This is a genomic window from Baekduia sp. Peel2402 (assembly GCF_052567285.1).
In genome coordinates this window covers 4,558,287-4,581,253 of the sequence record NZ_CP199582.1, presented here as the reverse complement: position 1 = coordinate 4,581,253, position 22,967 = coordinate 4,558,287, and the positions used below count along the sequence as shown (strand labels likewise).

Below are 22,967 nucleotides of genomic sequence, written 5' to 3'. Positions count from 1 at the left end.
TTTCTTAGGGCTGGGGCGAGAACTCGCCGTGGGTGGAGTCGGGGGTGGTGGGCTGGCGGGGGAGCTGGCGCGGCGTCGCGGCGTGGGCGACGGGGCGGTTGGTCGGCGGTGGGCTCGATGGCTCGGTGCCGCGGGGTGCGAACTCGATGTGGGAGGGCTTTGAGGCGTGGCGGCGCGCGGTGAGGTGCTTGCGCGCCGGCCGTGGCGTCGTGCGGGTCGTGCGAGCGGCGGTGTGGGACACCGCGGCGGCTGCGGTCACCGTGGTCGCCACGGGTGAAGCAGCGGGCGTCGCGACGGCGGTTGTCGTGTGGGCACGTGGCGTGTGTTGGCCCGTGCCCGCCGTCTCCTGCGCCACCACGAAGCCGCCGCCAGCGGTTGCGGCCGCGCCGGTCGCCAGCAAAGCCGCGAGCTTCGTGCCGCTCGCGGCGCTCGCGGCAGCGTCGCCAGCGGCGCCGCCCGGCAGCAGCCGCTCCGCGAGACGGCTGAGCGTCCCGAGCAAACCGAGCGGAAGGACGGCCGCGAAGGGGCGCCGGTGCAGGCCACGCAGCTGCGCGCGGCAGGCCGGGCAATTGCGCAGGTGCGGGCGGGCGTCGGTGATTTGCTCGGCGGTCGCCTTGCCCTCGGCGATCGCGGTCAGGACCGGCCGCCAGCGCTCGCACTCGACGCCGGACTCGATGCCTTCGAAGCGATCGAAGAAGCGGCGGCGACCCTCGGTCAACGAGCGGTTGACTTTTGTGGCGCTGAACCCGGTGACCGCGCCGATCTCCGCGTAGCTGTGGCCGCTGGCCTTCAGCCACATCGCGCGCAGCTCTTGCGGCTTGAGCCGCTTCAGCGCCTCGGTCGCCCGGCGCGTGCGCTCGGCGCCGAGGACCTGCTCCTCGGGCGACGGCGCGTGCGGCGAGGACTGACGGTCGAAGTCGACCTCCTCGTAGCCGACCGCCGCGATGCGCGCACGCCGGACCTCCATCGCTTCGTGTTTGACGACAACATGCAGCCAGCGATGCGCCGACTCGGGGTCCAGCGTGCGCGCGCGGCGCAGGAAGATCTCCATGCTGCGCTGGAAGGCGTCGTGCGCGTCGTCGGCGCAGAGGCTGTGCCGATGCGCGGTGCGCAAAAGCGACTCGCTCTGCGTGGCGAGGGTGCGGAGCACGAGCTCCTGCGCTTGATCGTCGGTGAGCCGCACCCGAGCGTCGTGCTCGGGCGGTGCGAGGTCGTTCATCTAGTCCCAGCCGTGGGGTCTGCTGCTCTGTCGCCGTGCCTAGGGCGCGGCGCCCGGTTTCTCGCCCCCCTCGATCGATGAGTGGTCCGAACAAGGACGTTCGTACATCGGTGAGGGTTGCCACCTGGTAATCGCGAGCAAGCACCCAGACCTAAACCGAACGCATCAACCCCACAGCCGGCAACGCACGCACAACGGGTCCGCCGGAGGACCCAATCCGCACCGGCCACGTGACGATCGCCACGCGAAATGCCGCTAGGTGCGGATTAAGAAGAGATCCTTTAGCGCTATACCGTCCCGTAGCATGGCGCGCGGACACCGTCCAGGATCTGTCCAGATCGCCCGCGCAGGGCGAGCGTGTTCAGCAGCCGCCGTGCGCCGCGGTCAGCTGCGCGGCGAGCGCCTCGCGGTCCAGCCGCGGCGGTGTGTCATCCGTCGCCACGCCCCGCGCGGCCAGCGACGACAGCACCGACTTGACGCCTTGATAGGACCGGTAGGCGTCGCTCGTCGGCGCGAAGCCGAGGCGGTCCTGGAAGGTGGTGCGGAACGATCCCGGCACCGGCGCGTCCTCGACCACGATCGTGGTCGGATGCCCCGAGGGGTTGACGTCGCTCGCGGCGTCGCAGGTCAACGCCTTCAGCGCGCCGTCGCCCAACGCCACCGCCGAGATCCCGGCGGAGTTCAGCAGCGTGATCGCCGACTTGGCCTGCTCGTCGCCCAACGCCGTGACGACCGCGCTGACCTGCGTGTCCCTCAGCGACGTCCGCGCGTTGTTCAGCGCGTCCTTGGTCGCCAGCGCCGGATCGCCGCTGACCTGACGCCCCGCGTAGTTGACGCGGAACGTGCCCGCGCGCCCCTCGGCCTCAGCGAGCGCCAGCTTCGCCCCCGCCGCGACCTGCCGGTAGTCCTGCGTGGTCGCGTTGACCCACAGCGAGACCGTCGGCGCGGTGGCCGGGTTCTGCGTCTTCTGAGACCCGCACCCGGCGGCGACCGAGCAAACCGCGCAAACCGCGAGCGCGGTGAAACCGATGCGCCGGGTCAAAGCCCCAGGGCCCGCGCGATCCGTGCGCGCTCCTCGTCGTCGACCACCGCCGCCGAGCCCGCGGTGTAGCGCTCGCCGCCCGACGACCAGTTGTAAAGCGCGAGGTCCAGCGCCTCGACCGGCACGCCCGCCCCGTGCGTCAGCTCACGCTGGCGCCGCTGGAGCAGGACCGGGTCGCCGATGCCGAGGATCCGCTTGGCCGCGATCCCGACCGGGTCGGTCGGCGACGCGGCGCTCAGGTGCAGGGTCCACGGGTCGAGCTCGACCAGGCCGAGGTGATGCGCCAACACCAGGAACTCCATCCGCTGAGCGCGCCCGAAGCCCGGCAGGCCGAGCCGCTCGAACGCGCGGTCGTAGCGGTGCTGCAACGTCCAAGACTCCTCGCCCGCGAGCGCCGGGATCTGGCCGCCCAAGCGCTCGGCCCAGGCGCGGTAGGCGCCCAGCGCGGCGTTGCCCCGGCGCGCCTCGTAGGCGCTGCGCGGACCGACCGCGACATCCTCAAGAGACGGCACCTCGCCCGAGGCCCACGACGTGCGCACGGCCGAGATGCCCGCCCACGGGTCGTCCCCGGCCAGCGGCGACAGGAAGGCGATCAAGAACGTCAGCCACGCCGCTTCCTCACGGTCCTCTGCGCCCGCCACCTCGGCGTAGAGGCCGGGAGGCGCAGACGACAGCTCGCGCACCCGCGCGGCGCTGAACGCCAGCTCGTCGGCCAGCCGCGCCGCGTCCTCTGAGGACCGCAGGCCCGGCACCAGGTCGTGCTCGTAGCCGTCGTCGGCCGCTCGCGCCATCCGCCGCACCGTCATCCCGGACGAGACCGACTTGCGCGGTGCGCGCGCCCGGCCACCGGCCGACTCCGCCCGCGACGGACGCCGCTCGACGCGCGACGCCGGCGACGACTCGACGCGCGACTTCTTCGAGCAAATCGGGCAGTTCTCGACGAGCCGGTTGTGGCGGCAGAAGGTGGGCATCGCACCCCAGTCTACGAACGACGAAGGGCGCCCGCTTGGGCGCCCTTCGCAACTGCGTCACGGAGTGACGGCGGACTTACGCGTGGCAGGTGGCCGACTGGCGCTTCTGCACGACCGTGTAGCCCTTGCGGATCGTGTTGTCGACGTTGATCAGGCCGGCGTCGAAGTCGTTCGCAACCGGCGCGCCGTTGAACTGGTACACGTACAGGCGCTTGATCTGCTTGTACTTCTTCGGCATCGAGAACATGCACTTCAGCGCGGTCGCGGCCTTCGTCTCGGCCGCGGCCTCCGAGCCGCCGGCGTAGACGCCGCGCAGCCGCAGCTGGCCCCCGGTCTCCGTCAGCCAGACCTCAGCCTTCTTGTTCCCGATCTCCTTGATCAGGCGCGAGGTCCGCGAGGTGGAGCCGCGGTTGGTGTCGCTGTAGTTGTGGATGCCCCAGTACTTGGGCGTGCCCTTGACGTACTTCTTGAACTTGCGCAGGTAGCTGACCGCGCCGCCCACGTTGAACCCGTCGAGGATGTCGATCGCCGTGACCTTGCGGCCCGAGAAGACCTTCTTGGCAGCCGAGTAGTACTGGGCGACGAGCTTGGGCCCGGTCGCCGACTTGCAGATCTTCGACGGCTGGCCCTCCTGCCGGCCCGAGGCCTGGCAGACGTTGACCTCGTTCCACGGCGTGATGTCGAACGACTTGCCGTACTTCTTCTTGAACGCGGTCAAGGCCTTGGTGTACGTCGAGACGCTCGGGGCCTTGTTGTACTTCGTGGACGTCCGCGAGTGCTCGAACGAGATCAGGATCGTCTGCTTGGCCGACTTGGCGGCCTTCAGCCAGGCCTCGAAGTCAGCCTTCTGCTTGGGCTCGCTCGTGACGTCATAGGGCGCGATGTAGCGCGCGACCTTCAACTTCAACGGCGCGAAGAGCGGGTTGGTGAACGTGCTCGCCTGCTGATCCGACACACCAACGGTGGTGGCAGCGGAGGCGCTCGAGGGAACCACGAGCGCGGTCAGGGCGATGACGAGCAGGGAAGTGCGAGCGAGACGTCGCATCGGAATGCGGAGTGCTCCTTTGTCGGCGTCGGGGACGGGTCTTAGTGTCGGCGGGCGCCCGGACGGCACGAACTGCGGGTGGGGCGCCTCGAAGACCAAGACAGCCTAGCCACCTTGGAAGTTGCGGTGCGGCGTCCGCGCAACAGGGGTTGCGCTGTACCTAGATGCGGGCGGCTTTGAGACCGGCGATGAACAGGTTCGAGATGAACTCGGTCGCGCGCGCGGGATCCGGGTTTTCGTGCTCGAGCATGCGCGAGCCGATCTCGAACGCCGCGCCGACCATCGACGCCGCCATGTACTCGACGTCGTGGTCGGGGATGAGCCCGGCGACGACGCCGGCGCGCAGGTCCTCGGCCAGCTCCTCGACGCCCGCGACCAGCGACGGCTCCTGGAAGAGCGCGCGGATCGTTCCGGCGTTGCGCGAGAGCAGCTCGGAGGTCTCGCGATCCTCGAGCAGGAAGTCGAAGTAGGCCTCGAAGCCGTCGCGGACGAACGCCTCCAGCGTCGTGCCCTGGCGCCGCGCCGCCTGCACGCGCATGCGAGCCTCCCCCGCGGTCTCGTCCAGGAGCGCGGTCAGCACCGACTCCTTGTCGGGGAAGTAGTTGTAGAAGGTGCCCGTAGCCAGGTCGGTGCGCCGGACGATGTCGCGGATCGTCGCCGCGCCGTAGCCGATGTCGGCGAACACCTCGCGCGCGGCCTGCAGGATCGCGGCGCGGTTGGCGGCCTTGGTGCGCTCGCGCTTGCCCGTGATCACGCCGCCACCGCCGCGCCACCGGCGGTCCGCGGAGCGTCCTTGGCGCGGTGCGGGACCGGCAGCGCGAACCCGCGCGCCTGGGCGCGCTCGGCGCCGGCCTTGCGCTCCTTGTCCAGGCGCCAAAGGTAGTCCTCGAAGTCGACCTGGATCGTGTGGCGCTTGGACGCGACGTAGCGCTTGTGCATGGACTGCTGATCCTCGCGGATGTCGGCGGCCAGGTCGGTCGGCGTCGGGAGCGCGTAACGGCCGCGCAGGTACTCGGCCACCCAGACGCCCTGCGCCTCGGCCAGCGGCATCACCGAGCCGAGCGGCTGCAGCAGGCCGATGAACCCGAGGTCGGAGTACTTGGGGTGGAAGACCCGGCGGAACAGCTCGATGTGGTTGTCGGGCGCCGCGATGAAGTCATCGTCGAAGAACGGGAACGAGATCTTGTAGCCCGTGCAGTAGACCACCACGTCGACCGGCTCGCGGGTGCCGTCGACGAACTCCACGTGGTCGCCGTCCAAGGCCTTGATGTTGGGCTTGGGCTTGACGCGGCCGTGCTGGATGCGGTCCAGGATGCGGCCGGAGACCGTCGGATGCGCCTCGCCGAACTCGTGGTCGGGCTTGGGCAGGCCGTACTTGGTGATGTCCCCGGTGTGCAAGCGCATCAGCTTCTCCATCACCTTCTGGCGCAGCTTGAACGGGATCCGCGGATCGTTCTTGAAGTGGTCGGTCGGGCGGCCGAAGAGGTACTTGGGAACGATCCAGGCCCCGCGACGCGCGGCCAAGAACGTGTTGCCGGAGACGTAGGAGGACTCGACCGCGATGTCCATCGCCGAGTTGCCCATGCCGAGCACGACCACGTTCTTGCCCTCGAAGATGGAGGGGTCGACGTACTGGTGGGCGTGCAGCTGCGTGCCCTTGAAGCTCTCGGCGCCGGGGAAGGCGGGCTCCGGCCAGCGCGCGTCCCAGTGGTGGCCGTTGGCGACGAGGACGACGTCGTACTCGCGGGTGTCGCCGTCGGCGTAGGCCACTGTGTAGACGCCGTCGGCGGCGCGCGTGACCTTCTCGACGCGCGTGTTGAAGAGGATCCGGTCGCGAAAGCCGAAGTGGTCGACGTAGGACTCGAAGTACGCCGCGATCTGGCTGTGGTGCGGGTAGTCGGGGTAGTCGGCCGGCATCGGGTAGTCCGAGTAGGCCATGCGATCGCGCGACGTGTTGATGTGCAGGTCGCGGTAGGCGGCCGACATCCCGTTGTTGTTGCCGAAGACCCAGTTGCCGCCGATGCGGTCCGACGCCTCGACGCAGTCAAACGGGATCCCGGCCTGGTGCAGGGCCTTCGCGGCGGCGATGCCGGACGACCCGGCGCCGATGACGCAGACGGTGGGAAGCGAGGACGACGACGGTGCGGCAGCAGCGGACATGGCGCCAGCGTCGCAGAAGATGACGGGGGCGTCAAGTTTCAGTTGACACGGTGTCGAGCCGCGCCCGCGCCGCCACGCGTTCAGAGCTTGGAGTGGACCTCGTGCGCCGCCCGCTCCCCCGCGCGCACCGCGCCGTCCATGTAGCCGAGCCAGTAGTCGGAGGTCTCGGTGCCGGCGAAGTGGATCCGGCCGTGCGCGGCGCGCAGCTGGGCGCCGTGCTTGGACAGGACGCCAGGCGCGAAGTGGCCGACCGGGCAGCCGCGCGTCCAGGTCTCGGTCGTCCAGTCCTTCTCCAGGTACTCCGAGGGTGTGCGGGCGCGCTCGTCGCCGGTGAAGCGGACGAAGTCGTCCAGGACGCGGGCGCGACGGTCGGCGGCGCTGAGCGCGGCCCACTCGCCGTGGCGCTTGCCGCCGATGAAGGAGAAGTACACGCCGACCGAGCCGTCCGGCGGCGAGTTGTCATAGGGGACGCGCGCCAGGCCGGTGTCGGAGACGCCCTGGCCGGAGAGGCCGGTCTCGCGCCAGAAGGGCGTGTCGTAGACGGCCTCGACCTTGGTCAGCGAGCCGGGCGTCATGGCCTTCAACAACGTCTTCTTGGACGACGGCAACCCGGGCGCGAAGGCGATGCGCGCGGCGAGCACCGGCGGGACCGCGACGATCGCGCGCTTGGCGACCACGGTCGGGCCGCCGCGGGTGGTGATGGTCACAACGCCGTCGTGCTCTCTGATCTTCTCGACCGGCGCCTTCAGGATGATCCGGGAGCCGAGCTTGTCCGCGACCTTCTCGGCGATGACGACGCTGCCGCCGACGATCCGCTGCTCCTGCGCGCCGCCGCCGGTCGCGATCAGGCGGACGAACGAGCCGGGCGTCTTCGCGTTGCCGGCCGCCGCGACGTACTGGGCGACGTAGAGCAGGCTGAGCTCGGTGGGGTCCGCGCCCCAGATTGCCTCGCAGACCGCGTCGAGGACGGCGAGCGCGGTGGCGCTGAGGTTCTTGGTGGCCAAGAACTGCGCGAGCGTCTGGGCGTCGTACTGCTTGGCCTTGCTGTGCTTCCACGGTGCGGCGACGCCGACGGCCTTGCCGATCGCGTCAACCTCCAGCAGCGCGCCGAGCCCCGCCTGGACCTCGGGGTCGTTCGGGATGCCGACCGTGGCGTCGTAGAACGCGCGCTGCCCACGGGCGATGAACACGTTGTTGCCCTTGTTGTAGACGGGGAACGTGTCGACGTCCACCGCCTTGGCCAGCGCGAGGATCCGATCCTGCGTCGGCCCGACGAACTCGCCGCCGACCTCGGCGATCGCCTTGCCGCCCGCGATGGACGCGTTCTGGGTGCGGCCGCCGACGCGATCACGCGCCTCTAGCACCACCACGCTGTGGCCCTTCGCCGCGAGGGCGCGCGCGGCGACCAGGCCGGAGAACCCGGCGCCGACGATCGCGACGTCGGCCTTCTTGGTCTTCTTCGACGCCGCGAACGCCGCGGTGGGCAACGCGCTCGCCGCCGCCCCCGCGGCACCGACCTGGATCAGACGACGGCGGGTGAGACGCTGGGACATCGGCCGACCCTAACGCCGGTCGCGGCGGCCGGGCAAGCGACGCGGGTCACCTCGTGCACGCATGCGGTGCACGAGGTGACCCGGATCGTCGTGCTACTTCTTCTTGGTCTTGACCGCCACGGCCTTGGAGGCCTGCGTCTGCTGGCCGGCCTTGTTGACGGCGACGACCTTGACCTCGTAGCGCTTGTTGGCCTTGAGGCCCGAGATGGTGGCCTTGCCGGTCTTCTTGTCCACCTTGGCCGTCACGGCCTTGAACGTGCCGGTGCCGGCGACGCGGACGAAGACGCGGATCGTCCCGCCCTTGGGCGCCTTGGGCAGCGTCAGCGTGGCCGCGTGCGCGGTGACGCCGGAGGCCTTGGGCGCCTTGGGCGCGGCGACGGGCTGGCCGCCCACGAGCCAGTCGTTCTTGATGCCGTCCTTGTCGGGGTCCGCGACGGGCTTGGGCGCGACGACCGGGGCGGGGGCCGGAGCCGGCGCCGGGGCGGGCGTTGTGACGACGGGCGGCGTGACGACCGGGGCCGGCCAGCGGGTGGCGCCGGCCAGCGTGGCGGCCAGGCCGTTGTGCTGGGCGTCGGGCGCACATCCGTCCGGGCCGTAGGGGTCGTCGGAGATGACGGCCTTGGCGTCGAAGGACGCGGGCAGGAAGCTCGCCGGGACCTTCCAGGTGAAGCCGGTGCCCTCGGCGTACTCGGGCTGCAGCAGGTCGAACGACTGGGCGTCGGCGCCGGTGACGACCTGGCAGTCGGCGGTGCTGCCTCCGACCGTCGCGGCGCCGGCCCCGACGCCCTGGGCGATCGTGGCGGCGAACGTCGTCTTGCCGCTGTCGGCAGGCGCGACGAACAGCGCGATGACGCGGTCGGGCGTCGGCGACGCGCCCGGCGCGGCGATCGTGAACGAGACCGTGTCGCCTGCCTGGGCGATGGTCAGCGGCGCCTGGGTGACGGCCGCAGAGGCGACCGGAGCACCGATCGCGAGGACGGCGACGCCCGCGGCGAGCGCCGCGGGGAACTTGTACGACATGAAGAGTGCCTGCTCCAGCGGATAGGACGACGAAGTGCCTGCCCTATCTATGTTCGGTTCGGGTTGGCGGGGCTGGAGCTGGCCGGCGGGCGGCGTCCGAGTTCGGACGCTTTGTGGCGCGCGGTCCGCGGCACCTGACCCGCGATATACGCGCGGGCTATGTGCCATCGGTCGACGGATCGCATCTAACCCGCCATATACGCGGGTTAGATGCGATCCATGACGATTCGACCCCGAACAGCCCGCCCCGAGCCCGGCGCGAGGCCGAGCGGCGCCACGAGGGCGCCGCGAACCCTCTAGTCCTCTTCGGCCAGCACGCCACCATCGGCGTGCGACGGCGGGCCCTCGGGACCCTCGTCCGCCGGCGAGACGTTGCCGACCAGCACCGGCTCGCGGTCGGCCGCGGCCAGCTCGTGCAGGAACCGATCAGCCATGCGCGCCGCCTGGCGGCCTTCGTTGATCGCCCAGACGATCAGCGACTGGCCGCGGCGGGCGTCGCCGGCGGCGAAGACGCCGCGGACGCTCGTGGCGTAGGTGGAGGCCTTGATGTTGCCGCGCGGGTCGAGGTCCAGGCCGAGCTGCTCGACGATGCCCTCGTGCTCCGGATGCAGGAAGCCCATGGCCAACAGCACCAGGTCGGCCTGCATCTCGCCGTCGGTGCCCTCGACGGGACCGAACGGCGGCGCCGGCGCGGCGGCCGCGTAGTGCAGGGACGTCACGCGCCCCTCGGAGCCCTCGAAGCGCGTCGTGACGATCGAGTAGTCCTGCTCGCCCTTGCCGATCGCCGTCGCCTCTTCCATGGCGTAGGACAAGCGGAACTTCTGCGGCCACAGCGGCCACGGCGTGCGGTCGTCCGGGCGGTTGGTCGGCGGCTCGGGGAGCAGCTCCAGCTGGGTCACCGACAACGCGCCCTCGCGGATCGAGTGCCCGACGCAGTCGGCACCCGTGTCGCCGCCACCGATGACGACAACATGCTTGCCCGCGGCCGTGATCTCGACCGGCTCCGGCGCAGCCGTCGTCGGCTCGGGACCGAGCTCGACGGCGATCGCGCGGTTGCGCACGTACAGGTAGTCCATCGCCGGGTGGATGCCGTCGAACTCGCGGCCCGGGACCGGCAGGTCGCGCGGCACGCGCGAGCCGATCGTCAGCACGACCGCGTCGAACTCCGCGCGCAGCTGCTCGGCCGTGATGTCGCGTCCGACGTCGACGCCGCAGCGGATCTCGACGCCCTCGCCACGCAGCTGGTCCAGCCGCCGCTCGATGACCCACTTCTCGATCTTGAAGTCCGGCACGCCGAAGCGGATCAGCCCGCCGCCGGCCTCGTCGCGCTCGAACAGGACCACGCGATGGCCGGCGCGACGCAGCTGCTGCGCCGCCGCCATGCCCGCAGGGCCGGCGCCCACGACGGCCGCCGAAAGGCCGGTCTCCACCGTGGGCGGCTGCGGCACGACCCAGCCCTCGTCCCACGCGCGGTTGATGATGGAGTTCTCGATCTGCTTGATCGTGACCGCGTCGCCCTCGCGGATCTCCAGCACGCACGCGGCCTCGCAGGGCGCCGGGCACAGACGACCCGTGAACTCCGGGAAGTTGTTGGTGGCGTGCAGCTGCTTGATCGCGTCCGGCCAGCGCTCACGGTAGACGAGGTCGTTCCAGTCCGGGATCAGGTTCCCGAGCGGGCAGCCGTTGTGGCAGAACGGCACGCCGCACTCCATGCAACGCGCGCCCTGGGCCGCCAGCTCCGGATCCGGACGCTGGACGACGAACTCCTGGAAGTCGCCGACGCGCTCGGCCGCATCCCGGTACGGGATGTTGGAGCGGTCGATCTTGAGGAAGCCTCCGAGCTCACCCATGTCTACTCCCCCTCTCCGGTCCGAACCGGCGGCTCACCGCCGGCGTCGACGGCGACGCCCGCGAACTCATCGGCGCGCGGCGCCGCCTTGGCAGCGGCTCTCTCCGTGAGCACGCGCTTGAAATCGGTCGGGAAGACCTTCACGAACTTGCCGCGCGCGGCGTCCCAGTCCTCGAGCAGCGCCGCGGCGATCGTCGAGCCGGTGCGGTCGAAGTGCTCCTGCACCAGCGCGCGCACGTCGGCGCTGTCCTCGTCGGTCAGCTCCTCGAGCTGGTCCAACATGGTGGGGTTGACCCGCGAGCGGAACGCGCCCTCGGCGTCCAACACGTAGGCGAACCCGCCGGACATGCCGGCCGCGAAGTTGCGACCCGTCTCGCCAAGGACGACAACTCGCCCGCCGGTCATGTACTCACAGCCGTGGTCGCCCACGCCTTCGATGACGGCCGAAGCGCCCGAGTTGCGGACCGCGAAGCGCTCGCCCGCCAGACCTCGGAAGAAGGCCTTGCCCTTGGTCGCGCCGTAGAGCACCGTGTTGCCGACGATCACGTTGTCCTCGGCGGCGAACGTGACGCCCTGAGGCGGCGTGACGACGACCGTGCCGCCCGACAGGCCCTTGCCCGTGTAGTCGTTGGCGTCGCCGTGCAGCGTGAACGTCACGCCCGGGGCGAGCCAGCCGCCGAACGACTGCCCGGCCGACCCCATGAACTCGACGTCGACCGACCCGGCCGGCAGGCCGTCGCGACCGTGCAGCTCGGCGATCCGCGAGGACAGCATGCCGCCGACGCAGCGGTTGACGTTGCGCACCGGGACGCTGATATCCACGTGTGCGTCGCCGCCCTCGACGACCGGGCGCGCCTTCTCCAACAGGATGTGGTCGAGCGCGTCGTCCAGGACCGGCGGCGGCGCCTGCGTCCGGTGGCGCGGCTTGGACGCGTCCACGTCGCGCGGGAACGTCAGCAGGTGCGTCAGGTCGATCCCGCGCGCCTTCCAGTGGTCGATCGCGGCGTCGGCCTCGAGCAGGTCGACGCGGCCGATCAGCTCGTCCATCGTCGCGACGCCGAGCGACGCCATGATCTGGCGCAGCTCCTCGGCCACGAAGAAGAAGAAGTTGACGACGTGCTCCGGGGTGCCCTGGAAGCGCTTGCGCAGCTCCGGGTCCTGCGTCGCAATGCCCACCGGACACGTGTTCAGGTGGCAGGCGCGCATCATGATGCAGCCGGTCGCGATCAGCGGGGCCGTCGAGAAGCCGAACTCGTCGGCGCCGAGCATCGCGGCGATCGCGACGTCGCGGCCGGTCTTCAGCTGGCCGTCGGTCTGGACGACGATGCGCGAGCGCAGGTCGTTCTTCAGCAGCGTCTGCTGGGTCTCGGCCAGGCCGATCTCCCACGGCGCGCCAGCGCTCACGATCGACGACAGCGGCGACGCGCCGGTGCCGCCGTCGTGGCCGGCGATGACCACGTGGTCGGCGTTGGCCTTCGCGACGCCCGCGGCGACCGTGCCGACGCCGACCTCGGACACCAGCTTGACCGACACCTGCGCCTTGGGGTTCGCGCAGCGCAGGTCGTAGATGAGCTGCTTGAGGTCCTCGATCGAGTAGATGTCGTGGTGCGGCGGCGGCGAGATCAGGCCCACGCCCGGCGTCGTGTGCCGGACCGACCCGATGTACTCGTCGACCTTGTGGCCGGGCAGCTGGCCGCCCTCGCCGGGCTTCGCGCCCTGCGCCATCTTGATCTGGAGCTGGTCGGCGTTGACCAGGTAGTGGATCGTCACGCCGAAGCGGCCCGACGCCACCTGCTTGATCGCCGAGCGGCGCAGGTCGCCGTTCTCGTCGCGCGTGAAGCGCCGCGGGTCCTCGCCGCCCTCGCCCGTGTTCGAGCGGCCGCCGAGGCGGTTCATGGCGATCGCGAGGTTCTCGTGCGCCTCGGTCGAGATCGACCCCAGCGACATCGCGCCGGTGGCGAAGCGCTTGACGATCTCCTTGGCGGGCTCGACCTGGTCGAGCGGGATCGCGTCGCGGCCGCCGGCGAACTTCAGCAGGCCGCGGAGCGTCGCCTTGCGGGCAGCGTGCTCGTTGACCATCTTGGAGTACTCGTCGTACTTGTCCTGGGCGGAGCCGTTGGTGTCCCGGACCGCGTGCTGCAGCGCCGCGATCGTCTCCGGGTTCCACATGTGGTGCTCGCCGTCGCGACGCCATGCGTAGACGCCGCCGACCGGCAGCAGCTCCTGGCCGGCGTCGAGCGCGCCGTAACCGCGCTCGTGGCGATCGAGCGCCTCCTGGGCCAGCGTCTCCAGGCCGACGCCGCCGATCCGCGACGCGGTCCCGCAGAAGTGACGGTCGATGAGCGTCTTCTCCAGGCCGACGGCCTCGAAGATCTGCGCACCGCAGTAGGACTGGATCGTCGAGATCCCCATCTTGGAGATCGTCTTCAGCAGGCCCTTGCCGATCGCCTTGACGACGTGGCGCTCGGCCTGCTCGGCGGAGTCGATGCCGGCCACGCGGCCCTCGGCCACGAGCTGGTCGACCGTCTCGAACGCGAGGTACGGGTTGATGGCGCTGACGCCGTAGCCGATCAGCGTGGCGAAGTGATGCACCTCGCGCGGCTCGCCGGACTCCAGCACCAGGCCGGTCTGCAGGCGCGTGCCCTCGCGGACCAGGTGGTGGTGGACGGCGGCGACGGCCAGCAGCGAGGGGATCGGCGCGCGGCGCTTGCCGATGCCGCGGTCGCTGAGGATCAGGACGTTGACGCCGGTGGCGATCGCGTCGTGGGCCTCGTCGCAGATCTCGGCCAGGCGGCGGTGCAGGCCCTCGGGTCCGTCCTGGACCGCCCAGGTGATGTCGATCGTGTGCGACTTGAACCACGGGTGCTCGAGCGTGCGCAGCGTCTCCAGCTCGCCGTTGCGCAGGATCGGCTGGCTCATCACCAGCTGGCGCGCGTGCTCGGGAGTCGCCTCCAGGAGGTTGCCCTCGGCGCCGACGCCGGTGCCCAGCGACATGACGATCGACTCGCGGATCGGGTCGATCGGCGGGTTGGTCACCTGCGCGAAGAGCTGCTTGAAGTAGGAGAACAGCGGCGGGCGCTGGTCGCTGAGAACGGCGAGGGCGTTGTCGTTGCCCATCGAGCCCAGCGGCTCCTCGCCGGCCTTCGACATCGGCGCCAGCAGGACGCGGAGGTCCTCCTGCGAGTAACCGAACGCGAGCTGGAGGTCTTGCAGCGGCTGTGCCAGCTGCAAGCCGTCCTTGGGCGCGAGGTCGTCGAAGCGGACGACGTTCTCCTCGAACCAGCGGCCGTAGGGCTCGGCGGTCGCGACCTGCTCCTTGACCTCGGAGTCGTCGACGATCCGACCGGCCTCGAGGTCGACGAGGAACAACTTGCCCGGCGCGAGGCGGCCGAGGCGGACGACCTCGTGCGGCTCGAGCGGCAGCATGCCGGTCTCGGAGCCGAGCATGACGTAGCCGTCCTTGGTCTCCGCCCAGCGGCCCGGGCGCAGCCCGTTGCGGTCCAGCGTGGCGCCGACCACGGAGCCATCGGTGAAGCAGACCGAGGCCGGTCCGTCCCACGGCTCCATCAGACACGAATGGAAGGCGTAGAAGCCCTTCAGATGATCGGGCAGGTCATCGCGGTCGGCGTAGGCCTCCGGGATCATCATCATCGCCGCGTGCGGCAGCGAGCGGCCGGCGAGCATCAGCAGCTCGAGGACGTTGTCGAACGTCGCCGAGTCCGAGCCGCCCGGGCGCACGACCGGCAGGACCTTCTGGAGGTCCATGCCGAACAGGTCGGAGGCCAGCTGCGACTCACGCGCGCGCATCCAGTTCGCGTTGCCCATCAGCGTGTTGATCTCGCCGTTGTGGGCGATGACGCGGAACGGGTGGGCGAGATCCCAGGACGGGAACGTGTTGGTGGAGAAGCGCGAGTGGACCAGCGCCAGGGCCGAGCCGAAGCGCTCGTCCTTGAGGTCTGGGTAGAAGTTGCTCAGCTGATGGGAGATCAGCATGCCCTTGTACACGCACGTGCGCGAGGAGAACGACGGCGCGTAGAAGTCCGGGCCGGCCGCCAGCTCGACGATCCGGCGGATGACGTACAGCTTGCGCTCGAAGCGGTCCTGGTCGTCGGAGAAGCCAGGGCCAGCACCGACGAACAGCTGCTTGATGTACGGGCGCGACTGGTTGGCGGTGTCGCCGACGTGATCGGCGTCGACCGGAACGTCGCGCCAGCCGAGGACCGACTGGCCCTCGATGCGGACGTTCAGCTCCAGGAGCTGCTCGATCTTGCGGCGCTGCGCGGCGTCGCGCGGCAGGAAGCAGACGGCGACGCCGTACTCACCACGCGGCGGCAGCTCGAAGTCCACGACCGCGCGGAAGAACGCATCGGGAACCTGGACGAGGATGCCCGCGCCGTCGCCGGTGCGGATGTCCGCGCCTTCAGCGCCGCGGTGCTCGAGGTTGTCGAGCGCGGTCAGCGCGCGGTGGATGACGCCGTGATCAGGCTGGTTATCCAGCCGGGCGATCATGGCGACGCCGCAGGCGTCGTGCTCGTAGCGGGGGTCGTACAGGCCGTCGGCCTGAGGCAAAGCGGAGATCGTCATGAGGTGTCCCGTGGCGGCCCGGGGGCACGGAGAAGGAAGCGGCAGAGTAGCAAGACCACTCCAGATTGGACAGGCGTACGTGATCGCATACAGCCGGTTCGGATGGGCACGGACACCGGGGCGGTGCAGGGGCTTCGTCTGTACGCAAACCGGATTCTGGCGTACGGACAGCGCGCTGTTTGCCGGGGCGGGGCACGGGCATACAGACGCCAGCGGGACCCATTCTCCCGCCCCATATCGCGTCACGGACAGCACTGAATCCCTGCCTCGGTGCGATGCGATGACCTCCCCCACACGCGCTGGGCCGCCGCAAGGCGGCCCGGTGTGCTTAACGGACCAGACTGCCTCGTCCCGACGGCTGCACCGTCTATGCTCACCGCCGCTTCGCCCGTGCGGGTGCGAAGTCGCGAATAGGACTGCGACCGGGTGGGCATATGCACGCCGATGAGAACCCCGGGGCTGGGATGCCCCGGCACGACTGCCAGGAGCCTGCGACGCCCGACTTCGAGCTGACTCTTCCGGCCCGCGCCGAGAACGTGGCCGTCGTCCGGCATGCCTTCGGAGGCTTGGGCGACGCTCTCGACGTGCCCGATCACGCCCTCGCGGACGTCAAGCTGGCGGTCACCGAGGCGTGCACGAACGTTGTGGTCCATGCCTACCCCAACGGCGATGGCCCCATGAGCGTGAGCGCCGGCCTGTCCGACGGCGCCCTCACGGTCGTCGTCAGCGACGAGGGTCGCGGCATCCTGCCGCGCCCGGACAGTCCCGGCCTCGGGCTGGGCCTGCCGCTGATCGCGACGCTTGCATCGTCGCTGGAGCTGGGAACCAACGACCGCGAGCACACGGAGGTGCGCATGGTGTTCGAGATCGACCCCGTGCCGTCTGGAGAGCCGACGGCATGAGCCCCGACGCCAGCACCGTTAACGAGGCGACCCTCACGGTTCGCCGCCCTGAGCTGCTGGGCCCGGTGCTCGGCCGCGTGGTGGGAATGCTCGCCGCGCGCGCCCAGTGCCCGATCGACCGGCTCGACGACGCTTTGCTGTTGACCGATGCGGTCGCGGCCCATGCCCCGGGCCATACGGCGGAGGGCCAGGTCACCGTCCACGTCCACGCCGAGCCCGCGGGCCTGTCGCTGCGCATCGGGCCGCTGCCGGACCCGTCTGGAGGTGACGCACTCGTCGAGGCCGCGTCGCTGCCGGGGGTCGGCAACGTGTTCGAACGCGTCGCCTCCGACGTGCGCACCGAAGGCTCCGAGCTGCTGCTGCGGCTCGCGTTCCGCGAGTGAACGGCGTGCGAGCCGATTCGTCACACTGAGGAAGAGATGCCACCGGAATTCGCATTGAGCCAGGACGCCGTCGACGGGACCACCCAAGTGGTCGCGGTACGTGGCGAGATCGACCTGTTCACGGCGCCGGAGCTGAAGACCGCGCTGGGAGAGGCCATCGAGGGCGGCAAGTCGCGGATCGTCGTCGACCTCGAGGAGACGACCTTCCTGGACTCGACCGCGCTTGGCGTGCTGATCGGGACGGTCAAGCGCCTGCGCTCGCGGGACGGCCGCCTGACGATCGTCAACGTCGATCAGAACATCGCCAAGACCTTCGAGATCACGGGCCTGGACCAGATCTTCACGATCCGCGGCTCACGCGACGAGGCCCTCGCCGCGCTGGACGAGGCCGAAGCCTCGTCCTGAGCGCGGCGCCACCCGCTTTTAGCGGGTGGCTTCCAGCTCGGCTAGCTCGCGCTGGACCATTGCCTCGTGCTCGGCCTCGTCCTCGCGCGCCTTGCGCGGGGACCAGCGGCCGGTGAGTAGGAACGCCGCCGGGACCAGGCAGAGCTGGCCGGCGAAGCAAATCCACCACCAGGTCTGCCACTGGCCGGGGTTGTCCTTCTGGGCCTGCTGGACCTTCGCCGCGTTGGCGCCGAGGAACGCGATGTCCTCCTTGGGCACCTTGGCGACGGCGGTCAGACGGGCGACGGCGGCCTGCTGCGAGATCTTCAGCTTGCTGGCGATCTGCGCGACGGCCGCGGCCTGCGCGCCCTTGTCCCCCGCGCCCGCCGCGGTCAGCGTCGCCGGCTCGACCACGCCGAGGACTTGGACCTCCTGCGGGTGCTTGGCGACGATCTCGCTGACGCGCTCGCCCTTGTCGACCAGCGTCGAGGTGGCCGGGACGACGACCGGCAGGAGCGCGAAGCTCGCGGTCACGACGAGGCGCAGGATCCAGCCCCAGACCGCCAGGCCCGTGGCCGTCGCCGCCGGGTTGACCTTCTCCACCGTCTCGGTGAACGCGCTCATCCACGCGACGTAGGCGGTGCCGCCGCCGATCGCGCCGAGCACGAAGATCCACGTGAACGTCTCATAGCTCGTGTCGGGATGGGTCGCTCGCGTGGCGAAGACCGCCGCGGCGATGAGGCTGAGCGCGGTGCCGACGATCATGAACGGCTTGCGCACGCGCAGCCGGTCGCTGAGCAGCCCCGCGACGAGCAACCCGATCGCGTTGGCGACCCAGTACCAGTTGGCCAGCGCGTTGGCGCGGTGCTCGCTGTAGCCGAAGACCGTCGCGAAGTAGACCACCAGGAACGCGACGAAGATGTAGTACAAGAGCAGGAACACGCTGATCGCCAGCGCCGGCAGGACGATGTCGACGCGGAGCATCTGCTTCCAGTGGTTCTCGGCCAGGCGCTCCGGCTCGATCCCCTTCGCGCGGGCCTCGATCAGCGCGCGGTCGCGCATCGACACCATCAACTGGTCGCGCAGACGCGGCGACAGCTCGCGCAGCCCGACCGCGGCGATCGCGAAGACCACCAGGCCGACCGCGCCCGCGACGTAGAACTGAAACTGCCAGTTGGTGTGATCCTCGAGCGTGTGGCTGGAGACCTCGGTGACCAGCAGCGAGCCGAGCACCGGGCCCATCGTCCAGAACGCCATCGCGCTCGCGCGGCCGATCTGCGGCGAGAAGTCGCGGATCAGCGCGGGCGTGGCAACCAAGGCCATGCCTTCGACGATCGAGACCAACGCGAAGAAGACCGTGTACATGCCCTTGCTCGACGCGTTGGGCAGCGCGAACGCGGTCAGCAGACCGGTCAGCAGCAGGCCCCCGACGACGAGGTTCGCGCGGCCCCAGCGGTCGGCCAGCCCAGCGCCCAGCGACGCGAACGCGCCGACCAGGTTGCCGATCACCAGCACGCCGACGAACTGCGAGAAGGTGAACCCGAAGTCGCTGATGATCTTCGTGGCCACCGCGCCCTGCACGTACAGCTGGTAGTAAAGGACCACGGTCGCCAGGACCGTGATCGCCAGGTACGTCGTTCGTCGGGCGGTGTCCGGATAGCGCGCCAGCTGGCGGTTCCAGATGGACCCGTTCCCGCCGTCGCCGTAGTCGGCGCGACCTCCTGCGACCGTGCTCATTCCACATCGCTCCCTTCGACCCAGCGCGCAGCCCAGCCCGCTGCCGGGCTGCAACAATCTCTCCAGACGTTGCAATACCCAGATCGAGCGATCTGTCACATGAGCGCTGCGTTACGCCGCGATCAGGAGGTCGGCGCCGCCCGGCGGCGCCATCGCGGGCGAGTCCTCGCCGGTCACCAGCTCCAGCACCGCAAGCTCGACCTCGCCCTGGATCGCCGTGCCGTCGCCCTCCTCGGCCAGGCCCGGGAGCGTGCCGGCGATCGTGGTGCCGTCGAGGTAGCGGTCGAACACGCGCGGGTCGATGTAGGACGCGCGTGCGACCGCGGGCGTGTTGCCGAGGTGGTGAGCGACCTCCTTGACGACGCGCGCCATCGCGCGCTTGCGGGCGGTCTTGGTGTTGGGGACGGGCGAGACCGCGAGCCCGACGGCGGCCAGGACGGTCGCGCCCCAGGTGCGGAAGTCTTTGGCCGAGACGTCCTCGCCGGTGGCGTCCTTCAGCCAGGCGTTGATGTCGGAGGACTTGACGTCGGTCCAACGGCGGGTCTTCGGGTTCTTGTAGGCCAGCAGCTCGTCGCCACCGGCGCGGCGCCCCTTCAGGCGGCAGATGTCTTGGGCCACGTCGCCGTCGATCACCGCCTGGACACGCCGCTTGCTGTGCTTGGCGGGGTAGTCGAAGAGCAGGTCGTCGCCGCGCACGCGCACGTGGCGCTTCTTCATGGTGGCCAACCCGTAGGTCTCGTTGGTCACCGCGTAGTCCTCGGTGCCGATGCGGAAGAAGCCCCGGTCCAGGAGCCGGACGGCAATGGCCATCACATGGTCGAAGGAGTAGTCCTCGCGGGCGAGGTCCTCCTCGACGCGCTTGCGCAGCGCCGGGAGCGCGCGGGCGAAGACCACCATGTCGTCGAACTTCATCGCGTCGCGCCGGACACGCCAGCGCGGGTGGTACAGGTACTGCTTGCGGCCGGCCTGGTCGACGCCGGTGGCCTGGATGTGGCCGCCGGGGTACGGGCAGATCCAGACGTCCTGCCAGGCGGGCGGGATGACGAGCTCGTTGACGCGCGTCAGGACCTCGGGGTCCTCGACGCGCTGGCCATCGGCATCGGTGATCGCGAAGCCGCGACCGCGGCGCACGCGGCGTAGACCTGGTCCGGAGCAGTCGACCTTGCGAAGACGCGACTGGGGCATCGTGCCGGTCGACGTACCCGTCGACCGGCAGAGAGTGAACTACTTCTTCGCGCCCGTTTTGGCCTTGGTCGCCGAGGCGCCCGACGCGGTGGCGCGCTTGCGCTTGGGCTTCTCGGCGGAGGCGTCGGAGTCCGAGTCGTCGCTGCCGCCGCCGGTCTTGCGGACCGCGTCCAGCGACGCCTTCAGCGCGCTCATGAGGTCGGGGACCGGCACGGCCTCCTCCTCGACCTCCTGGACCACGATCTCCTCGCCGGCGGCCTTCTTCTCGATCATCGCGAGAACGGCTTCGCGGTAGGTGTCGTGGTACTTGTCCGGCTCGAACGGGCCGGCCAGCGACTCGACCAGCTGCTTGGCGATGTCCAGCTCGCGCGCGTTGGTCTTGACGTCGTCGGCGCCCGGGATGTCGTCCAGGCGCTCGGGGTCGACGACCTCGTCGGCGAACAGCATCGTGGCCATCTCGAGGATGTCGTGGTCGGCCATGGCGCGGATCGCGACCAGCGACTCCTTCTGGCGGATGACGACCTTGGCGATCGCGACCTTGTTGGTGGCGCGCATCGCCTCGAGCAGGAGGCGGTAAGGCTTGGCGCCGCCGGTGCCGGGCGCGAGGTAGTACGGGTGGTCGTAGAAGATCGGGTCGATCTCCTCGAGGTCGACGAAGTCCTCGATGTCGATGGTCTTCGTCTTCTCCGGCTGGACGGACTCCAGCTCGGAGGGCTCGATCACGACATAGCGGTCGCTGGCGATCTCATAGCCCTTGACGAGGTCCTCGTAGTTGACCTCCTCCCCCGTCGACGCGTCGACGCGCTTCTGCGCGATGCGCGAGCCGGTCTGGCCATTGAGCTGGTTGAAGCGAACCGTCTTGCGGTTGACCGCGCTGTACAGCTTCACGGGAACGGTGACGAGCCCGAAGCTGATGGCGCCGGTCCAAATCGAACGGGGCATGGACGCACCAGTGTGCCCGAACCTAGGCCACTTGGACACCTTTCGCAGGACTTCTTGCGTCAGCCATGTGTCATAGACGATTGTGTGTCCATGCGTAAGATCCTGGTCGTCCTGATCGGTGCCGTGGCGACGCTCGCGCCGAGCGCCGGCGCCACGACGCTGAGCGCCGACGTGAAGCTGACGCCGAGCAAAGCGGGGACGGCAAAGCGGCCGCAGGGCGTGAAGCTGGCGGTCAAGATGGACCTGAACACGCCGGAGGGCGTGGATCACCCGATCGTGACCGGCTTCGAGGTCTGGCACGGGCCGGGGTTGGCGTTCGATCGCGCGAAGGGCTACGTGCGGTGCGCGCAGGTCACGCTTGCGCGCCGCGGGCCCGACGGCTGCCCGCGGAATTCAATCGTGGGTCATGGCAGCGGTCCCTTTATCGAGGACCCCATCGAGGCGGCACCGAAGTTCGTGTTCGTCAACGGCCCCGGCGGGCTGCCGATGGCCTACATCACGCTCCAGCGCCCGGCCCGCGTGCGCGCGGCGACGACGCCCACCGTGATCGACCGCCCGCGCAGCATTTGGCCGCACCGCACGCGCTGGACGTTCCCGCAGATCCTGCGCGTCGTCGCCGGGATCCCGACCACGCCGAGCCACCTGGGCTTCACGTACGGCTACACGAAGGCGGCCAAGCTCTTCATCGCGTCGACCTCGTGCCCACCCGGCGGGTGGACGTGGCGCGTGCGCGTCCACACCTACATCGCGCCCGGCAACGCGCCCGTCCTACAGCAGGACGGGCGCGTCCCCTGCACGCGCTAGGTCGTCTGCCCCGCGTGGACGCCTTCGGCGATCTCTTCGACCATCTTGGCGTTGAAGGCCTCGAGGTCGTCGGGCTTGCGGGAGGTGACGAGGCCTTGGTCGACGACGACCTGCTCGTCGACCCAGGTGCCGCCGGCGTTGCGGATGTCGGTCTGGAGCGAGGGCCAGGAGGTCAGCTTGCGGCCGTCGACGACGCCGGCTTCGACGAGCGTCCAGGGTGCGTGGCAGATCGCGGCGACGGGCTTGCCCGCGTCAAAGAAGGCGCGAATGAAGTCGACGGCCTCGGGATGGGTGCGCAGGTTGTCGGGGTTGGCGACGCCGCCGGGGAGCATCAGGGCGTCGTAGTCGGCGGCGTTGGCGTCGCCGACGACGCGGTCGACCGGGAAGGCGTCGGCCTTGTCGAGGTGGTTGAAGGCCTGGGCCTCGCCGGCCTCGGGCGCGAGCAGCTCGACCGTCGCGCCAGCCTCTTGAAGCGCCTTGCGCGGCTCGGTTAGCTCGACCTGCTCGATGCCCTCGTTAGCGACGAGGATCGCGACCTTCTTGTCATTGAGCTTGTGGGTCATGGGGTAGGCCTCACCGCATGGCCCAGACACGAAACGCGAGCCAGGGGATCCTGGCCGATGACAAGACCCACGAGCGCGAGCAGATCGTCGAGATGCTCAAGAAGGCCTACTGGATGGAGCTCGAGACGGTGATGTCCTACATCGCCAACTCGGTCAACCCGGACGGCGTCCGGGCCCAGGAGATCATCGAGTCGCTCAACAAGGACATCCAGGAGGAGCTTGGCCACGCGCAGCAGTTCGCCGCGCGGATCAAGGAGCTCTACGGGGTCGTCCCGGGCTCCATGGACTTCACCGCCGAGCAGACCTACCTCCAGCCGCCTGACCACCAGACCGACGTCGTCCACGTCATCAAGGGCGTGATCGAGGCCGAGACCGGCGCGATCGAGCACTACAACGCGGTCATCGAGGCGACCGAGGGCGTCGACCCGGTCACCAACGACATGGTCATCGCGATCCTCCGCGACGAGGAAGGCCACCGCCGCCTCTTCGAGGGCTACCTGCGGGAGTACGAGGCCGAAGGCCTCGCCTAACACTCTGGAAAGCCCGTGATGCGCGGGCGCCAGGATGGTTGCGAGTGGGCGGCGGCGGTGAAATCGTCAGCCGCTCACTGCTGCTCACCAGTCT

The 22,967-nt window shown here is 70.0% G+C and carries 19 protein-coding genes; 5 read left to right on the top strand and 14 right to left on the bottom strand.

Annotation, left to right across the window (positions count from 1 at the left end):
* Nucleotides 1-4 precede the first annotated feature (4 nt).
* From ACT01A_RS22405 to gltB, 10 genes are all read right to left on the bottom strand, one after another.
* Nucleotides 5-1,219: an RNA polymerase sigma factor gene (locus ACT01A_RS22405; protein WP_445149326.1), complete on the bottom strand. Its 1,215-nt coding sequence runs from the start codon at nucleotides 1,217-1,219 to the stop codon at nucleotides 5-7.
* A 361-nt stretch (nucleotides 1,220-1,580) separates the two neighbouring features.
* The gene (locus tag ACT01A_RS22400; RefSeq protein ID WP_445149325.1) at nucleotides 1,581-2,261 is read right to left on the bottom strand and encodes a hypothetical protein; all 681 of its coding nucleotides are present in this window, start codon (nucleotides 2,259-2,261) and stop codon (nucleotides 1,581-1,583) included.
* Nucleotides 2,258-3,232 (bottom strand): hypothetical protein, encoded by a 975-nt coding sequence (locus tag ACT01A_RS22395; protein ID WP_445149324.1) that lies wholly within the window; start codon nucleotides 3,230-3,232, stop codon nucleotides 2,258-2,260. Before ACT01A_RS22395 ends, ACT01A_RS22400 begins: the two co-directional genes overlap by 4 nt.
* Before the next feature lie 76 nt (nucleotides 3,233-3,308).
* Nucleotides 3,309-4,277, bottom strand: coding sequence for a hypothetical protein (locus ACT01A_RS22390; protein ID WP_445149323.1), 969 nt, complete (start codon nucleotides 4,275-4,277; stop codon nucleotides 3,309-3,311).
* A gap of 160 nt (nucleotides 4,278-4,437) precedes the next feature.
* On the bottom strand, nucleotides 4,438-5,031 hold the full coding sequence (locus ACT01A_RS22385) for a TetR/AcrR family transcriptional regulator (RefSeq protein ID WP_445149322.1): 594 nt from the start codon (nucleotides 5,029-5,031) through the stop codon (nucleotides 4,438-4,440).
* The gene (locus ACT01A_RS22380) at nucleotides 5,028-6,437 is read right to left on the bottom strand and encodes a flavin-containing monooxygenase (protein ID WP_445149321.1); all 1,410 of its coding nucleotides are present in this window, start codon (nucleotides 6,435-6,437) and stop codon (nucleotides 5,028-5,030) included. The genes ACT01A_RS22385 and ACT01A_RS22380 overlap by 4 nt, the downstream gene beginning before the upstream one ends.
* Before the next feature lie 80 nt (nucleotides 6,438-6,517).
* Nucleotides 6,518-7,990, bottom strand: coding sequence for a flavin monoamine oxidase family protein (locus ACT01A_RS22375; protein ID WP_445149320.1), 1,473 nt, complete (start codon nucleotides 7,988-7,990; stop codon nucleotides 6,518-6,520).
* Nucleotides 7,991-8,083: 93 nt separating this feature from the next.
* On the bottom strand, nucleotides 8,084-9,010 hold the full coding sequence (locus tag ACT01A_RS22370; protein ID WP_445149319.1) for a fibronectin type III domain-containing protein: 927 nt from the start codon (nucleotides 9,008-9,010) through the stop codon (nucleotides 8,084-8,086).
* Nucleotides 9,011-9,306: 296 nt separating this feature from the next.
* Nucleotides 9,307-10,860 carry a glutamate synthase subunit beta gene (locus ACT01A_RS22365; protein WP_445149318.1) on the bottom strand — a complete coding sequence of 518 codons (1,554 nt, stop codon included), beginning with the start codon at nucleotides 10,858-10,860 and terminating at the stop codon, nucleotides 9,307-9,309.
* Between the two features lie 2 nt (nucleotides 10,861-10,862).
* Complete coding sequence (gene gltB, locus ACT01A_RS22360) at nucleotides 10,863-15,443, bottom strand: glutamate synthase large subunit (protein WP_445149317.1); 4,581 nt, start codon at nucleotides 15,441-15,443, stop codon at nucleotides 10,863-10,865.
* Between the two features lie 464 nt (nucleotides 15,444-15,907).
* Here gltB and ACT01A_RS22355 point away from each other — a divergent pair, with 464 nt between their 5' ends.
* Genes ACT01A_RS22355 through ACT01A_RS22345 form a run of 3 tightly spaced genes read left to right on the top strand, consistent with a single transcriptional unit; the run spans nucleotide 15,908 to nucleotide 17,133 of the window.
* Nucleotides 15,908-16,345: an ATP-binding protein gene (locus ACT01A_RS22355; RefSeq protein ID WP_445149316.1), complete on the top strand. Its 438-nt coding sequence runs from the start codon at nucleotides 15,908-15,910 to the stop codon at nucleotides 16,343-16,345.
* On the top strand, nucleotides 16,342-16,728 hold the full coding sequence (locus ACT01A_RS22350) for a hypothetical protein (protein WP_445149315.1): 387 nt from the start codon (nucleotides 16,342-16,344) through the stop codon (nucleotides 16,726-16,728). The genes ACT01A_RS22355 and ACT01A_RS22350 overlap by 4 nt, the downstream gene beginning before the upstream one ends.
* A 54-nt stretch (nucleotides 16,729-16,782) precedes the next feature.
* Nucleotides 16,783-17,133 (top strand): STAS domain-containing protein, encoded by a 351-nt coding sequence (locus ACT01A_RS22345; RefSeq protein ID WP_445149314.1) that lies wholly within the window; start codon nucleotides 16,783-16,785, stop codon nucleotides 17,131-17,133.
* Between the two features lie 18 nt (nucleotides 17,134-17,151).
* On the opposite strand, the gene ACT01A_RS22340 is transcribed toward ACT01A_RS22345, so the two are convergent.
* From ACT01A_RS22340 to ku, 3 genes are all read right to left on the bottom strand, one after another.
* Nucleotides 17,152-18,849: an MFS transporter gene (locus ACT01A_RS22340; RefSeq protein WP_445149313.1), complete on the bottom strand. Its 1,698-nt coding sequence runs from the start codon at nucleotides 18,847-18,849 to the stop codon at nucleotides 17,152-17,154.
* A gap of 111 nt (nucleotides 18,850-18,960) precedes the next feature.
* Nucleotides 18,961-19,980 carry a DNA topoisomerase IB gene (locus ACT01A_RS22335; protein WP_445149312.1) on the bottom strand — a complete coding sequence of 340 codons (1,020 nt, stop codon included), beginning with the start codon at nucleotides 19,978-19,980 and terminating at the stop codon, nucleotides 18,961-18,963.
* Between the two features lie 93 nt (nucleotides 19,981-20,073).
* Nucleotides 20,074-20,976, bottom strand: coding sequence for a non-homologous end joining protein Ku (ku, locus tag ACT01A_RS22330; protein ID WP_445149311.1), 903 nt, complete (start codon nucleotides 20,974-20,976; stop codon nucleotides 20,074-20,076).
* Between the two features lie 90 nt (nucleotides 20,977-21,066).
* On the opposite strand from ku, the gene ACT01A_RS22325 reads away from it, so the two are divergent.
* Entirely contained in the window at nucleotides 21,067-21,780 is a 714-nt protein-coding gene (locus tag ACT01A_RS22325; RefSeq protein ID WP_445149310.1) for a hypothetical protein, read from the top strand.
* On the opposite strand, the gene ACT01A_RS22320 is transcribed toward ACT01A_RS22325, so the two are convergent.
* Entirely contained in the window at nucleotides 21,777-22,343 is a 567-nt protein-coding gene (locus ACT01A_RS22320) for a type 1 glutamine amidotransferase domain-containing protein (protein ID WP_445149309.1), read from the bottom strand. The genes ACT01A_RS22325 and ACT01A_RS22320 overlap by 4 nt on opposite strands.
* A 17-nt stretch (nucleotides 22,344-22,360) precedes the next feature.
* Between ACT01A_RS22320 and ACT01A_RS22315 the strand changes: the two genes are divergently transcribed.
* Nucleotides 22,361-22,873 (top strand): ferritin-like domain-containing protein, encoded by a 513-nt coding sequence (locus ACT01A_RS22315; RefSeq protein WP_445149308.1) that lies wholly within the window; start codon nucleotides 22,361-22,363, stop codon nucleotides 22,871-22,873.
* Nucleotides 22,874-22,967: the final 94 nt, after the last annotated feature.